Genomic DNA, 16,129 nt, shown 5'->3' with positions numbered 1-16,129 from the left:
TGAAAGTGGATCATCTTACAGGAGGACAGGATATTTGAGAAGAGACCACACATATTCCTCATAGGAAACTTCATGGTGCAGATCATACGATAAAGAGGCGGTTAGCGCAAGACCATTGACGCCGGAGAAATCCATAAATTGGGACTCTGTCAAGATTAAAGAAAATAACGAACAGGCACATCGGAAGAACACTTCACATCCATTTGAAATTTCCTCCGAATGAGCCGGATTCAATGGCACCAGGCGTTCGACACTACCTATCCTCGTCCAGATCTAGCAGCGGGAGCCCTGTTTGGGCGATGACATAGCCGGTAAATTGTGTCATCCAGCGATCGTACTCATCGGCTGTCAGCGGTGGATCGATCTTGACGGAACGTAGTGAATGGATCCAGTGCCAGCGCACCACTGTATTCTCACCGGACAATTCATATATGTAAAGCTTAGAACGTCCACGCAGCAAGTGCAGACCCCTATAACGAGCAAAGGATCGAGCATCCTGCCAGTTAATCTGGTGCTCAAAGCCACCTATCTGCGCGTTCACGCCACCAGACCACACTTCGATCCACCGGGCTTGCCGCTTACCAGTCACGAAGGAACCAAATCCCGCTGAAAAGAGCGCTAATCCAAGCGCGATCAGCAGCAGAATGAGCAGATTAATACCTGTTTGCCTGAAGACTGCTTCTAACAAAACGATGCAGACGATTGCAAGAAGCGCAAAGCTGATGGCGAAGGTGTATAAGCGATTGACCTGGATGTTTAATTTATCCGGTTGGGGCGGCGTGGCACTCGGAGTGGGCTGGATCTGGGCATGAAAACGCGTTGGATCTTTTTTGCTCACTGCGCGCCGTATCTGTAATCGTTGCCAATAGAGTCTGACAACCAGAAAGATCACAACAATGCTACAAAGCCCTACCAACATCAGCAGACCACTTAAAAGGAAGATCCCACTTATCACACCGGGGAATCTGCTAGTAATTTTATCCATCCCTGAAAAAAGAGTTCCTGAGAGACTCAAAATGACAATAGCAAGCGCAAACAACCCCATGATCCCAAAGCTCCAAAGCTGCTGACCGTTTAGTTTTAGATGGGGAGTTAAAGGATCATTCAACTGGCCATCCCGCTTGTTGGTGGCTGTAGCAGCCATTTGATCGCTGAAATCAAGTAACGGAAGCTCCGTACGCCTGGCGATATAGGCATTCAGTTGACCGTTAAGACGGTTGAAATCGTCTATCTGATGCTGATTATGCTGTACTTTTCGATTGAATCCGGTAATGCGTTGCTGCGACCAACGCACAACTGTCTGCTGGTTAGAGAGCTCGAAAATTGATGGACCAAGAGCCTTCGTCAAGAGATTTTCAGGATAATGCGCAAAGATATGGGCATCCTCCCAGAGTATGCTCCTCCGCTGGCCCCGATATTTTGTCGTTATTCCCTCTTCCGTTACTTCAATCACCTGAGATTGAGCACGTCCTTTTACCAAATACATCATCAAAAAGAATACAACCCAGACTGCCAGAAAGATTCCAAGCATAAGCAGCAAAACTGACCAATTTATAGGCTTCCCATCTGCCAGATAGAAGAAGACGATGGAACTTACACACATCAGGAGAAGCAGACTAGTTAAAATGCCAACAATAAATTTGAGATTGATTCCTGACCGGATCTTGACTGGAAATTGCAAGGTGATCTCTTTTTCAACAAGCTGATTACGAGCACGCAAGGCATCTGGATCATGCCATGCAGCACTGCGTCTCATCGCCACGCGTCGCCAGTATCTCTCCTGCCTGATCTCCTTAAACACTCCATTACCCGCTCCCAGCAGATTAAAGACACCTAACAGAATAAAATAGAGTATCCCGGTATGAAAAAAAAGATTGGCACCGAGATAAACAAGAGTAAAGCACAACCATAAACCATCCGCAATCCGATCCACCCATACACTACGCCAGATTGGATCGATCTGTTTATTTTCCTTTATACTCAAATTACGCATAGATGCTCCCATATATAACAGATAGAAATTAGAGAAACAATTGTAATACTTCCTTGCAGATGACACTTATCCCTTGTTACATTGATACGTCTGGTTATATATATTAATTACGCTCGTTAAAACGTTTACGCCTCATTAAAGATCATAGAGAAATCCTAGACAGCCATCTCCCAGCCAGGAATTAAGGAGCCACCCTGGCCCACAGGCTATATTCAGACAGTGCATTTTGCGGCTCAGAGGATTGAGTTGCCGCTTCTGGAGCACAAAGAAGGATACTACGCAATGGGCAGCAGGACGCGAAACGTACTCCCTTTACCTACAGTACTTTCGACCGTGATCGATCCATGCATCGCAAGTATCAAATCGCGCACAATCGCGAGTCCCAGGCCAGCGCCTCCCGCATGCCGTGAGCGTGATGTATCGGCGCGATAAAAGCGCTCGAAGATATGCTCTTGTTCTGCGGGAGAAATGCCGATGCCTGTGTCAGCAATGAGTAGAGATAAGTAAATCTCATCCGCTTTGTCTAGCGAAATTGAAACAATACCTCCATCATGGGTATGTGTAAGTGCGTTGCGTACCAGATTGAGCAGGATTTGTGTGAGTCTTTGGCGATCTACTCGCACCAAAGGCAACCCAGGTGCCACGTGATGAATCAGAGTAATCTGTCGTTCACGACGTGCCAGAGGCATCAGTGTTTGGTACACCTCTTCAACTATTTTTTCAGCCGCGATGGCTTCTAACTTCAAATGGAGTTCATCCGTTTCGGCTCGTGCAAGTGAGAGGAGATCATCTACCAGTGCACCAAGCCGAAGCGACTCGCGATGCACAATCGTAAGATATTGGCGTAAGATGTCGGCTGGTGGGACCATTGCTTCTGCTTCTCCACAAGCATGCAATAGCGACTCAACATGGCCCTGGATACTGGCAACAGGGGTACGTAGCTCATGCGATACATTCGTGATCAATTCGCGACGCTTCCGGTCGGCGACCTCTGCCCTGGCGTGCTCCTGTTCCGCCGCTCTTCTTGCCTCGATTAATTGGAGATCTCTTTTGCTGGCGATAAGGGCGTAAAAAGCAAAGCGTCTCCAGATTATCACGAAGCCATTACTGAGATGGAACGCCCCGATAAATAAAAGGGGCGAAAGCAGTAGTAGACATCCTAGCCATATAAGGGCGAACGCCAGGGGCAACCTGTCGATACCAGCAAAAGGAACTAACTGGATCCATGGATTGAAAGCGATACGTATGTCTGCCCAATCGAGCGCCGAAAAATACTGGAGCCCTGTGCTTAGCCCGATAATGTAGATCAAGGAGCCGAAAAAGAGCGTAAAACTCAGCAAGAAAGCGGCTAAGACCATTACCGCTATCAAGACACTCAAGAAGGATTTGGCGATCAGGTAAGTCAGGTTTCTCCAGACGACGCCACTCTCCAAGAACGTATAATAGCTTTTCCACAGACTGGTTTTCTCTGTCTTTACAGCGGGAAGAGCAGGAATATCTAATTTGAGCCATAGACGTATCATGGAACGCTCAATTGTTGCCAGTGGCTGCAACACAGAGAGTAAAAGTAGCGTAAGAGGAATAGCTAATATAATAGCAATATTTCCAGAGAAAAACGCAACGGGAAATATAAGATAGGCTATTCCGAATATGAAATTTACGAACAAGTAGAGAAGATTACTATAGCTTTGCCTATCTCGTATAGGATGGATGATGATTGCAATCAATTTGTTGCCTGACATAGTTGATCCTTATAGAGAAGATTACCCCCGCTTGCCTGGAAGACTTCATTGACTGAATTTTAACATGCACCCACCTGATATAAAATCGATACAATCAGGTAGGTGCATGGATCTCTTATGCTGATATTTCTGTCGGTGGTTCAGACGTCGGCTGCATTGTTTGATGCTTATAACGATCGTAAGAGAGCTGTCCTCGGGTGAACACGACAATCAGTAGCGTTAGCCCAATAAAGATAATATACGATACAATTTGATTTATTGTGGCAGCAGAAGCGGAAGCCAAAGGAAGAGTTCCAATTGTGTTAATGGATGCATGCAATAACATGACCAGGAGCAGACTACCACGTGTGTTGTTAAAGATCCAGGTGAAGAGGACTGTCATGACTATTGTTATACCAGTGAATATGAGGAATGCACTACTGATACCTACAAGTCCAGTTCCAGCTCCGTTATAGCCTGGGATGAAGAACAATGGCAGATGCCAGATCCCCCAGAGAGCACCAAGTAAGAGGCTTCCACGTAACGAGCCGAGGCGCTGTTGCAAGCGAGGAAGGGCAAAACCGCGCCAACCAGGCTCCTCTAGAAAGGGGCCACCTGCAAAGAAAATCAGGATGTAGAGGAGAGGATATTGCAACATAAAACTCAAGCTTGCCAGGCTTCCGGACACAATCAGAGCACAGAGTAAGAAAAGTAGAGGAATACCAATTACAACGACGAGATACCAGGAAATGTTAACGCGCCAGAGAATATAACGCCGTAATAATTTGCCGATTCCGGCCCGACCTTCAGTGATTGCCGTCATAATAAACGACGAGATTGTTGGTCCTAGTGCGAAAAGAATTCCCAACCAGGAAGTAGTAGGGGAATGCAATACAACAATATACGCAAAGCCAATGCTCCAACTGATAACGTACGCGATAAAAAAGTAGCCAAACAATGGATGCTTTCGGAGCAGCGATAACCATTGTGGCGTAGGTGTGGCGGTAGATTGAACCTCTCTCAGATGCGCAATACTTCTATGTTCCATAAGAATATCCCTTTTCTTTTGGTGGTAGGGGCACATGTTATCAGATCAGTGCCCTTACTCGTTTCTCTTTATGGACATAGGATAGCGCTGAGCTATGACGTTTTGACGTCGGAAATGTGACGATTTTGTGTCACCTGGGGCATGTACTCGTTTCAGATTTGACATCAGCCTGCATTAAGAATGGCGAGGTAGGCATCCCTTAGAAAGATTAATGCACGGAGGAGAGCATTGCCAGATTGTTAGGGCACAAAGCGATATCCGACGCTCCATACTGCCACTATCTTCTCAGCTTGCGAGCCAATTTTTTTACGCAGACGCGTTACATGAGTATCTACGGTACGATCGAAGCCATCGTAGTCATAGCCCCAAAGTTGCTGTAAAAGATATTCTCGGCTGAAGGCGCGGTCCGGATGAGAGAGAAACAACACCAGTAATTCATATTCTTTTGGTGTGAGATTGATCTCGTCATGATTGAGCAGCACTACGCGTGAGTCGAGATCAATAGAGAGTGGCCCATGTGTGATCGATCCGAGAGCTGCGACGGCTCTCGTCGGGGATGAAGCATCGCTCTGAAGTGTGTTTTCTGACTTGCTCACTTGTGTTGGCAAGACTTGACGATCAAGCTCAACGCGTCGTAAGAGTGCACGCACACGCGCAAGCAGCTCGCGTATACTGAATGGCTTGCTGATGTAATCGTCAGCGCCTACTTCCAACCCGAGAATACGATCGTCTTCCTTGTCACGTGCCGTGAGCATAATGATAGGCAGTAGATGCTGTCTTCGAATACGTCGGCAGACAGTCAGGCCATCAAGACCAGGCAACATCCAGTCAATGATCACTAAGTGAAAATGATACTCTTCAACACGTGCAAGCGCTGTCTGTCCGTCAAATGCCTGATAGGCGGTGTAACCTTCAGCCTCCAATTCGGTACAAATCAGATTACAGATATCAATTTCATCTTCCACGACAAGGATATTTGCCATCGCGAGCCTTTCTTTCGTCGATGTTTGCGCATCGGATCTTAACGCTTACTACCATCATACTATCTGGAGCCCATTCTGTATAGGATGAGATAAGTTAAACTTTCTCTCTTCCTCTTCCTTATCGCCATTGACTTTCCAGATAGGATCTTCTATACTAGAGGAAGTTAGTTTCAGCAATTTATTTTGTGATGCGCTGCAACTATTTTTTATTAGCCATGGGTGTAACAACCTTTATTACATCCAGAGATGCAAGCCATGAGGCTGGCATCGATCAGAGCGAGATTTTTTATGAGTGCCAACAGTCGTTTATCATTAGCGGTCCACACGCTGGCCTTGATGGCAAGGCCGACCTATCGGGACGATTTTACAACGTCGGAGCGGATCGCTTACAGTGTGAACACCAATCCGGTGATTCTGCGTGGATTGCTGGGGATGATGGAGAAGCATCATCTGGTGAACGTCCAGCGTGGTAGCAATGCGGGCTGGAAGCTGGCCCGCGAACCAGAGGATATCACGCTGCTGGATGTTTATCATGCGGTGAAGCCCGATGCGCTATTTGCGCTCCATCACACGCAGCCCAATCCAAAATGCGTGATTGGCTGTGGCATTGGTTCCGCACTGGAAGGGGTCTATGCGAATGTCCAGAGCGCTCTGGATCAGGAGCTAGCTCGTACGACGATCGCCGACGTTGTACGCTCGACGCTTGCAGCAACGGCGGCGATAAAGCAGCAACAAGCCAATGATGCGGAAGTAAGCTCACTATAAGGAGTTTTTTTGAGCCTGGATGTAACAGAAACTGTTACATCCAGAGCACAACACAGGTATGATTTTTAGTATATCGCGTACGTCCGATAAGATGGTAAGGAGTATTCTTCCACATGTCACAAACTATACAATCCGTTGCGGCCGATAAGCAAACGCAACCAGAGCGTATCAATCCACGTATTTTCCTGCTCACATTGGGGATGTTCGCCCTGGGTACGGATGCTTTTGTCGTTGCGGGAGTGCTCCCAGTCATCTCCAAGGAGCTCACGATCACAGAGGGTCTGGCCGGTCAACTGGTGACCGCGTTCGCTTTGACCTATGGATTAGGTGCTCCTTTGCTGGCCGCGTTTACCAGTCGCTGGTCGCGCAATCGCGTGCTCATTGGATCGCTAGGACTCTTCTGTCTGACCAATATAGCCTCAGCGCTCGCGCCATCGTTTCCCATCCTGCTCCTGACACGTATCCTGGCAGGCTGTTTTGCCGCCACCTATGCACCGATGGCCTATACCATTGGCATCTCGCTCGCACCGCCGGCTAAGCGCGGACAAGCCCTGGCTCTGGTCGTGATTGGACTTACAGGAGCGACCATCATTGGCTCCCCGCTGGGAACATGGGTCGGAGAAAACTTTGGCTGGCGACTCTCGTTCGGCCTGGTCGTCGGATTGGCTGGCATCGCTTTTCTGGCGCTCCTGATATGTGGCCTGCCTCAATCGGCTCCGCAACCAGTCCTGTCATTGAAAGCACGGCTAGCTCCAATCACGCAACCGCGCCTGGCACTAACGCTACTGCCAGCGCTCCTGTGGAACCTGGGATTCTATATAGTCTATACCTATATTGCACCATTACTTCAGCAAAACATGCACATCCTGGACATCAGTGGACTGCTGGTCGCCATCGGCGTAGGATCGGTAAGTGGAAACTTATTGAGCGGTATCCTGGTCGATCGCTTCGGACCCAATCGTCCAATCGTGGTCTTTGTCATATTATTGGCAGCGATAGAAGCCATACTCGCAGCAACGACCACCACATTCGTCGGCAGCTTACTCATGCTCTTCATCTGGGGATTGTCGGGAGCAATGCTATTTACTCCGCAGCAACAACGCCTGCTCCGTATAGCACCCGAACACGCCAATGTGATCCTGGCACTCAACAACTCCTCATTATATCTGGGCATCGCCAGCGGAGCCGCGCTGGGCGGCCTGGCACTCCATGCCATAGCGATCACAAACCTTAACTGGCTCGGGGCGGCATTCATCCTACTGGCACTCGTACCGTTCGCATTAAGCAGCCGCATGAACGCCCGGCGTCCCACAGAAATAGCAGAGGCACACGAGAATCTCGAAGCCCAGGAATTGGTACTCCTGCCCGAGTAGCGTCGCACGCCAGCGTGCGACGCTACAACTCTGTCAAAAGTCATCGCGCCGATGCGGCATTGGTGATGTGTGTCCAAAACAGCTCCAGAAGGCGATGGGGTGTGAGGCTCGCCGACGTAGCGGCGCGGCTCCGCCGTGCTGTCACGTCCCGTACGACCACGCTCCCCATGGGGTTCCATTGCGTGATCTTCCCACCGTGGATCGTCTCGTCTGCGTTGCTTTCAGATGCACATGGGACGTGTTCGTGCGGGAAGTGACAGCACGGCGGAGCCGCGCCGCTACGTCGGCGAGCCTGAGCGCCTGGTTCAAGGGGCCATCCTCCTTTGCCACGCAACGTCCTTCTGTGTTTTGACAGAGCACTACTTTACGAGGATGACGTGCAGGTGGCGCGGGCCGTGGACTCCTTCGACGCGGTTGAGCTCGATGTCGCTGGTGGCGGAGGGTCCTGAGATCAGGGTGATCGGCTGCGTGGCTCGGGCACGCATGGCGTCGATGGCTTCGGGTACGATACCGACAATCTGGCTGGCGCGGACGATGCAGAGATGCTGATCAGGTACCAGCGAGAGTAAGCGCCGTCCCTGCATGGCTCCTCCATCGAGGATGATGGTTCCCGTTTGAGCAATCGCGCACGCGCAGCCTGTCAGGACGGCATCGCTGGCGTCGATCTCGGCGAGCGTGAGAGGTGGATCGTCGGGAAGAGCCTGGACGGCGGCGGGCAGCCAGTCTGCGGGGATGTCCGCCGGGATGACGAGTCGCTGGATGCTGTAACGCTGGCAGGCTTCGGCGATGCTTTGTGCAAGCTGGCTGGCTTCTGTCTGGACAACACTGGCTTTGTAGTCAAGCAGCCGATCGATGAAATCTTCCTCAATGGCGGCATGATCCCTCTCATCGCGTTGGCGATAATCCATGGGGATGGCTGGCGCCTCTGAGGCGTTGGCGATGGCTCCTCGAATACGCGCCAGCATGGCTTCTTTCGCGCTCTGTGTCATGATTTTCCCCCATCTTTCTGGCGCTGCTTCCACCAATCATGAAAGCTCTGAGCTGGCACGGGAGCAAGATCGCGTGCGGTCGACCATCCGGAGAGCATGCCGGGCAGGTGATCGATGACTCCTGCGTGCATGAAGAAGCGCTGTCCACGACGCGCCAGGCGCTGCGCTTGCGCGTAGCGTTTGGGGCTGGCAAAGATGTGCGACAGTTGACGCATGGCGATGGCCTCGGGATCAAGTGCGGAGGCTTTACTGGCCACCTGTCCGCGCAGATGCAGTAGCACTTCGGGGATGTTGATCTTTACCGGACAGACCTCATAGCACGCGCCACACAGCGTCGAGGCATAAGGAAGCGTCTTCGCCTGCTCCACGCCCAGCAGTTGTGGCGTCAGGATCGCTCCAATCGGGCCAGGATAGACAGAGTTATAGGCATGCCCACCTGTGCGCGAGTAGACCGGGCAAATATTCAGGCAGGCGCTACAGCGAATACAATGCAGGGTCTGCCGCCCGACTTCGTCGGCGAGGACATTGGTGCGTCCGTTGTCGAGGAGGATCAAGTGGAAGGTCTGGGGACCATCGCCAGGAGTCACGCCGGTCCAGAGGCTGGTATAAGGATTCATACGTTCGCCGGTCGAGCTGCGCGGGAGAAGCTGCCAGAAGACCGCCAGATCGTCAAAGCTCGGCAGAATCTTCTCGATTCCCATCACCGTGATCAGCGTCTGTGGCAGGGTCAGACACATCCGACCATTCCCCTCACTCTCAACCACGCAGACCGATCCGCTCTCGGCAAGGGCAAAGTTGGCACCACTGATGGCCACCTGCGCGCTGAAGAATTGTTCGCGCAGATAATGGCGAGCGGCAGCGGCCAGTTCGGAGGGATTATCAGAGAGATCCTGTCCCTTAGCAATGGTGCGTCTGAAGAGGTCGCGGATCTCGCTGCGGTTCTTGTGGATGGCCGGGACGAGAATATGCGAGGATTTTTCGTGTGCCAGCTGGATAATGAGCTCCGCCAGATCTGTCTCAATCGCCTGGATACCAGCCGCTGCAAGCGCTTCGTTCAGGCGGATCTCGTCGGTGGTGAGCGACTTCACTTTCACGACGCGCTCCGCTCCGGTCGCCTGGACAAGTTCGGTCACGATGCGATTGGCTTCCGCCGCGTCGCTGGCCCAATGCACCTGTCCCCCGGCACGCTGGACAGACGCTTCAAGCTGAAGCAGATACTCGTCCAGATGGCTCATCACGCGAGCTTTGATCGCCGATCCAGCGGAACGGAGGATCTCCCAATCGGGCACCTCATTTACTACCAGCCCGCGCTTCTGACGGATCGTCGAGGTCGCCTTGCCCATGTTGCGACGCAGCTGCGTGTTCGCCAGCGCGGTCTTCGCCGAAGCGGGAAACATCGGTAACGCCTTGGCAGCCATCAAGCCACCTCGCTTTCCGTACTCGCCAGGATCTCGGCGATATGGCGCGTCGCCACACCGGTACGCTGACGAGACAAGCCACCACCTATATGCAAGAGACACGATGTGTCAGCCGAGCAGACAATCTCAGCCGAGGTATCAAGCACGCAGCGCATCTTATCGCTCAGCATCGCCAGAGAGGTGTCGGGATTCTTAATTGCAAAAGTGCCCCCGAAGCCACAGCACTCGGCCGCGTTGGGAAGTTCCACCAGATCGATCCCCTTCACCGAGCGCAGCAGTTGCAGCGGAGCATCTCCAACGTGCAGCACGCACAGGCTATGACAGGTCGGATGATAGGTAACACGATGTGGATAATAAGCTCCCACATCAACCACCTCCAGACGCTTGACCAGAAACTCGGTGAGCTCGTAGACACGTGGGACCAGCTTCTCAACCGCCTCGATTAATCCCCGATCCCCCGAGAGCGCCGCCGCCTTCGGATACAGATCACGCACCATCCCGACACAGGATGCCGATGGAGCAACAATCACTTCAGCGTCGCTAAAGACGTCCACGAAATGACGCACCAATGGAAGAGACTCTCGCTGATAACCGGTATTGTAGTGCATCTGCCCACAACACGTTTGAGCCTCAGGAAAATCAATCGTATGACCAAGACGCTCTAACAACTGCGTCGTGGCAATCCCAACTCCGGGAAAAAGCGTGTCATTAAAGCACGTAATAAAGAGCGCAATGTGCATCAGTGAAATCCTTTCCAGGATTGAACACATAGATCGATGATTGACAATGAAAGCATCGTTGCATCCCCCTCTCATCTCATTTTCTCACATTATATACCGTAGAGGAGTGCCTCTGGATGGATCACTGAATCCGACTCTTCCCGACAAGGCGAAACGCAGGTGTCAATTCAACACAAGAGATCTTCCGATGAGCCTGGTCATATGGCGAAGCCGCAAGCGCACGGAAACCACGATCCCTGGCGTTTTGGAGGGCGCGTCAAATGGAGGCGAATCTTTCTCCCGAATTACTGTTTAAGTAGAAAAAATCGTTGTGCCGTTTATGCTGCATGGCCGGTTTGCATCAAAAAGACCGGCCATACAGCATGACAGCAACTCCGTTTTTACATGCGATTGATCTGGCTTAAGATGGTTTTATCTTTGATCCTGGTATCCTCGGCCAGCAGGAAGGCTTTGGAGAGGATTATGGCTAAGAGGGGGTCGCCCTCAAAGGGGAGGAAGTAGGTCTCCTCGGCGTTCTCGCGCTGCTTGCTATCGAAGACGATGCAGAGATAGCGCTGATTGGGCTCCATCAAGATGTTGCCAGAGCCGAGATGGATGCGATAGGTGCAGAGGTCGCCGCGCACCCGTAGGAAGCGCTCTTCCAGGGTACAGCGCTTGCCAATTTCCAGCATGGGTATCAGGCGTTCCAGCACCTGTCTTCTGGATACTGCGGATTGGGTAAGCGGGCCATGATTGTAGGCTTGATAGTAGTCCAGCAGCATCCCCTGCTGCTGCTCAAAGCCGTGCGGGTCGGCTCCGGCGCTGGCAACCCCTACAAAGAGATCGACGTCGCGCATGACTTCCGAGAAGACGATCGCGGGAATCTTTTCGAGCGGCTGGAGTTGCATGATGTTGTGGTAGTGGTGAGGCGCGAGGTGCAGTAGGGGAAAGCGTACCTCCTGGGTGAGCAGGTAGCGCGGGATTTCCTGCTCGTCCTCCTCCATGTGTAAAGCGAACTCGGCGCGAATGCCGTACGGAGTGAGTGGGAGGGTGGCGGGATCGTCACTTATCGAACCGGAGTAATTGCTGTACAGGGAGAAGCGCCAGTTGCGTGCACGGGCCAGGGCATTGAGTTGATGCTGGCGAACGTAGTGGCCCGCAAAACGCTGGGAGAGGCGTCCGCTGGCCCGCTCGGCATCGGTGAGGGGATAGGTTTCGCGATGGGCCTGCTTAAAAGGTTGGGTGACACGTTGCGCCTCCAGCCAGAGACACCAGCTTCGCACCGTCTCGGCCTCGCTCATGAGAGGATGCCAGAGCCGCACCTGGGCCTGCGCTGGCAGCTCGACCGCCTGTCCCTCAACATCGACGAGTCGCCCCTCGTGCCAGATCACCAACCAGACCTGCTCGTCAGCCGTGACCTGCCAGATGAGGCGTCTCGCCAGCAGCCTGACGAGAGGATGCTCCAGGTAGCGCTCGTGCCAATCCTCCAGGCTCCACTGGCGCTCAGCGAGAAACTGGCGCTCGATGAGGTCGCGACGCGTGATAAAGAGGTGCTCGATCTCATTGGTGATGCGCTCCACCTCTTTGAGTTCCGCCTTGAGTCCGCTCTTCACTTTGGGCGGCAGGCTTTTCTGGGGAATACCCTGTTCATCGAGCCAGACCTGCTCGATTTTGCGGCCACCAACCTTCAGGATCACTTTCCACGCACCCACTGCCATCTCCAGTTCGCCATCGCGCAGATCGTAGGTGGGCACTAGCAGCTCTTCGAGATCAGTACGTGTCATCTGTTCGCGCTCGGCGATAGAGTTGAGGACCTGTTCCAGCTTGCCCTGGTAGGAGGGCTGTTTGACGTGCAGGCGCACGCGTTGAAGCTGGCTAATGGCTGCGTGTCCGCGCATGCTCTCTAGCACAGGAATGGTGGCATCGCCGGCTTTAGGGCAGCGTGGCCCGACGCTCGGTATTTTGCGGAAGCCCTCGATGGCGGCATCGGCGAGGGTGGCGGCCAGGCCGCGCTTATCGCTGCCCCAGCAGAGGTAGATGAGGCCGCGCAGGATGTCGCTATTGTGTGCGTCCATGCGCTCATCGCGTTTGACCGCAAAGCTGGCAATCCAGCGTTGAATAGTGCCGAGTGCATCCTCGATGTCTGTGGTTTGTATAAGGTCTTGCCCTTGTGCGATCCAGCTTGTAGAGGGGGCGACCGCTTTGGCGGCGGCGCAGTGTTTCAGGATGTTGACCCAGGCCTGTTGTGTGGGTTGAGGAAGTTGTGCAAGTTCCTGAATAATAGGGGTAGTCCAGGTGTCCGGTAAAAAGGGAGGGTGTGAGCTTTGCTGGCTTGCGAGCAGCGTATCCAACTGAAACAGGAAGAGGCGTTTCTGAGGTGCATCGATCCAATCGATTCTTGGCCGGGGGAGGTCGTTATTGACAGGGACGAGCTCGTTTGCGATCCGCTGGATTTTCTCCAGAGAGCTATAGCAACGTGCTACGGCCTCGGGATTCTCAAGCAGGGGGCCAAGTCGCTGGAGGATCGTTACCGTTAGCCATAGTTCTTCTGTTGCCAGGTTTGCCAGTTCCTGGAAAATGGTTGCGAGATCCTCGCTGCTAAATGGAAGCTGTCTGGTGCAGAGCAGGGTGATAAGCCTTTGAGTGTCAAATTTGTGGTGATCAGGAAGTTCAGGACTCTGACACTCTTTCAGCGCCTGACAGATCAGGCGAATAGTGCCTTGCGGTTTGAGGCGTTTGCGCACCGGGGCCAACAATTTTGCGTTCAGTCTATGAAATGAGCTTGTGCGCCCCAATTCCTGATGGAAGGCGAGGAGCAAACCCTGGAAATCGGCCTCGCTCGTGAATGTGATGTGTTGATCATGGATGTAATCTAGTAGTGGCCCCTGGGTTCCTGGATAGACGATAGAGCGGACGATCTGGCGTAGTTGTAGCCCATTAGTGTCGTTGCCCTGCGCCCATTCAGTCTCCATCCCTGCCTCATAAAGCTGTATCACTGCTTGCCAGCAATAAGCGCGAAGCTCTTTTTCCTGGAGCCGATCAGAGAAGCTCAAAAGGATCTTATTCAAAAACGATCTGTTCTCTGGATCGTAGTAATGCTCATCCAATATCTCGTAGGCCTTGGGATCCAGGTGCTTATAGCTGTAGCCAATATAATCGATCAGGTCGCGTATATCTTCCTGGGTGTATGGCAGATCGGCCAGGGTCAGACTACGTAGTAATTTGACAGTATGGAGTGCGAGGTTGGTCGAGCCTGCCCTGATGATCTCAGCACTTGCTTTGCGCAGGCCCAATCGCAGCAACCAGATTTTCAATTCTGGGCTACCTTGCTGGTCGATAAGGGCGAACATCGGTGATGGGTTCGATGAGTTATACTGAATACCACCAAGTTCCTGTTGGATGATGGCCAGTAGGGCCTTTGCCCGCATCTCGTGCTCGGCGAGAGTGTGATCCTGGACCGCCTCACGCAGCTCTCTGTCCACACCTGCTTGATTGCCGGCGAAAAGCAGGTTGCCCAACATGAGGCGTAACTGGTAGGCCTGATCCTGTGGGCTCATGTTGCCCCAAATGTGTGCAAGCTCGTAGAGGCGCTCCAGATCTGCTTTGCACTGCTCAAACGTTGCTCCCTGGCCCCATTCCCCTTCAAATTTGCGCAGAAAACGAAAAATGCCTGTATTTAAGTCATGATTAAAGGAACGATACTCGCCGTTAGCATAGCTTTCCTGAGAGACAATTGCGATGAAGTGATTGATAATGGTGTGAATATCCTCGACCGTATAGGGGAGCTCCTCCTGGACCAGCACTGAAAAAAGCGTGACGGTATAAGAGATCGAGCCGTGATTCCAATGTGCATCTGGCAGCTCTGTGACGAGCTTGTTGATGACAGCAAGCATGAGTTCGATTTTTAGACGGGGGCTGCCTTGATTCTGGATGGATGTCAGTGCGGGCGTGATGTCCCAGTCTCTGATATTTGCCCAGATTTCTTCGTTATAGCTGATCAGGAGCAGGGGGGCCAGTTCGGCATCCGCGACCTGCCCCTGTTTCTGCAAGAGCGAGTGTGTGCTCGTCCGCTCTATCTGAAGTACCTCTTCGAGGAGGAGGCGCGTTTGATAGGCCTGTTCCAGAGGATAATACCCAACCCATGTCTGGACATGAGTGTAGATCGCTTCCAGTTCCTCACGCCATTGCGCACGTTTCTCGGCCTGCCTGAACTCTGGGGCGAGGTATTGGAGCAAACGGAATATCGCTTCGTTACAGTCAGTCCGATCCTTCACACAAAGGATGCTTATCTGTCGCAGAAGTTCGCGAATCTCCGCGTCGCTCTCATAGAGAGGTGGTTCAGTGAGAAGCGTTTTGAGCAATGCCGCATCTTGATACAGGCTATACTGGTCTTTGTGTTGCACACTGCGTAAGGTTTCCAGAATGATGCGTGTTTGCAATGCCTTGCTGGTCTGCCCTTTGATGAGGGCGAAAACGGGATGATCGGATGCGGGTGGGCGGGACCAAAATTCTTGCTGATAGAGCTCATAGACACTTTTTGCCTGTTCTGCTAATGGCTGGGAATGGTGTGTGCTCTTGCGCAAGTATTGTGCCAGGCCCACGGCTTGCTCACCATACAATACGTCTCCCAGCAGAATGTGCAGGCGGTAGCTTTCCTGAATGGGGGGAAATCCTATCCAGAGATGGCTATAGTTGTAGAGTTTTTCCAACTCCTGGCGGCAGGCCTCCAGAATCTCTGTTTGTTGGAGGGCGAGCTCAAGGCTGCTCAAACCCCAGACCAGGCACTCTTTGTAATAGTGATCGTACTTGTCTATCTGGCTGAGATCGGTCAGGATGGGGAGGATAGCTCTGATCTCATCGACAATGTATGTGTGTGTGTGCTTGTGTAGTGCAGTAATCAGGTAGTGGTGCTGCTCTCGCCGTTGTTGTTCGTTGGGATGATGGGTAAAGCCTGCTACCATCTGTCTCAGGGCGGAGAGGGCTTGATACATCAAAGCCCCAACGTAGGCGCGATCGATTTGTGCCACGAATGCTGCCTGCGCCTCCGCGCCCTGCTCGCAAGCTTCATAGTAACGCTGTAAGATCGGTAAAGCCTGCTCCAAGGTGCTGGCTGTCATGCT

11 protein-coding genes are annotated in these 16,129 nt (G+C 52.5%); 2 read left to right on the top strand and 9 right to left on the bottom strand.

Features of this window, described 5'->3' with window-relative positions:
* Positions 1–253: 253 nt before the first annotated feature.
* The 4 genes from AC27N8_RS32790 to AC27N8_RS32775 form a co-directional block, all read right to left on the bottom strand.
* Positions 254–1,993, bottom strand: a complete 1,740-nt coding sequence (locus AC27N8_RS32790; protein WP_487073472.1) for a hypothetical protein — start codon at positions 1,991–1,993, stop codon at positions 254–256.
* 275 nt (positions 1,994–2,268) lie between these two features.
* Positions 2,269–3,735, bottom strand: a complete 1,467-nt coding sequence (locus tag AC27N8_RS32785) for an ATP-binding protein (RefSeq protein ID WP_487073470.1) — start codon at positions 3,733–3,735, stop codon at positions 2,269–2,271.
* A gap of 115 nt (positions 3,736–3,850) precedes the next feature.
* A complete protein-coding gene (locus AC27N8_RS32780) occupies positions 3,851–4,762 on the bottom strand; it encodes a CPBP family intramembrane glutamic endopeptidase (protein ID WP_487073468.1) in 912 nt (303 codons plus the stop codon).
* 239 nt (positions 4,763–5,001) lie between these two features.
* Entirely contained in the window at positions 5,002–5,745 is a 744-nt protein-coding gene (locus AC27N8_RS32775) for a response regulator transcription factor (protein ID WP_487073466.1), read from the bottom strand.
* A 288-nt stretch (positions 5,746–6,033) separates the two neighbouring features.
* Between AC27N8_RS32775 and AC27N8_RS32770 the strand changes: the two genes are divergently transcribed.
* Together AC27N8_RS32770 and AC27N8_RS32765 are read left to right on the top strand one after the other, a co-directional pair.
* Positions 6,034–6,510 carry an Rrf2 family transcriptional regulator gene (locus tag AC27N8_RS32770; RefSeq protein WP_487073464.1) on the top strand — a complete coding sequence of 159 codons (477 nt, stop codon included), beginning with the start codon at positions 6,034–6,036 and terminating at the stop codon, positions 6,508–6,510.
* A 113-nt stretch (positions 6,511–6,623) separates the two neighbouring features.
* A complete protein-coding gene (locus AC27N8_RS32765) occupies positions 6,624–7,883 on the top strand; it encodes an MFS transporter (RefSeq protein ID WP_487073462.1) in 1,260 nt (419 codons plus the stop codon).
* Between the two features lie 40 nt (positions 7,884–7,923).
* On the opposite strand, the gene AC27N8_RS32760 is transcribed toward AC27N8_RS32765, so the two are convergent.
* The 5 genes from AC27N8_RS32760 to AC27N8_RS32740 all read right to left on the bottom strand — a co-directional run bounded on the left by AC27N8_RS32760 (position 7,924) and on the right by AC27N8_RS32740 (position 16,126).
* Positions 7,924–8,217, bottom strand: coding sequence for a hypothetical protein (locus AC27N8_RS32760; protein WP_487073460.1), 294 nt, complete (start codon positions 8,215–8,217; stop codon positions 7,924–7,926).
* Positions 8,218–8,242: 25 nt separating this feature from the next.
* The gene (locus tag AC27N8_RS32755) at positions 8,243–8,872 is read right to left on the bottom strand and encodes a LutC/YkgG family protein (RefSeq protein WP_487073458.1); all 630 of its coding nucleotides are present in this window, start codon (positions 8,870–8,872) and stop codon (positions 8,243–8,245) included.
* Positions 8,869–10,290, bottom strand: coding sequence for a LutB/LldF family L-lactate oxidation iron-sulfur protein (locus tag AC27N8_RS32750; RefSeq protein WP_487073456.1), 1,422 nt, complete (start codon positions 10,288–10,290; stop codon positions 8,869–8,871). The genes AC27N8_RS32755 and AC27N8_RS32750 overlap by 4 nt, the downstream gene beginning before the upstream one ends.
* Entirely contained in the window at positions 10,290–11,030 is a 741-nt protein-coding gene (locus AC27N8_RS32745; protein ID WP_487073454.1) for a (Fe-S)-binding protein, read from the bottom strand. The genes AC27N8_RS32750 and AC27N8_RS32745 overlap by 1 nt, the downstream gene beginning before the upstream one ends.
* A 380-nt stretch (positions 11,031–11,410) precedes the next feature.
* On the bottom strand, positions 11,411–16,126 hold the full coding sequence (locus AC27N8_RS32740; RefSeq protein ID WP_487073452.1) for a DUF4132 domain-containing protein: 4,716 nt from the start codon (positions 16,124–16,126) through the stop codon (positions 11,411–11,413).
* Positions 16,127–16,129 lie beyond the last annotated feature (3 nt).

The sequence above is a fragment of the Dictyobacter sp. Z7_2 genome (assembly GCF_057551105.1).
The sequence above is the reverse complement of the archived record's forward strand: the minus strand, read 5'-3'. Positions and strand labels throughout refer to the sequence as shown.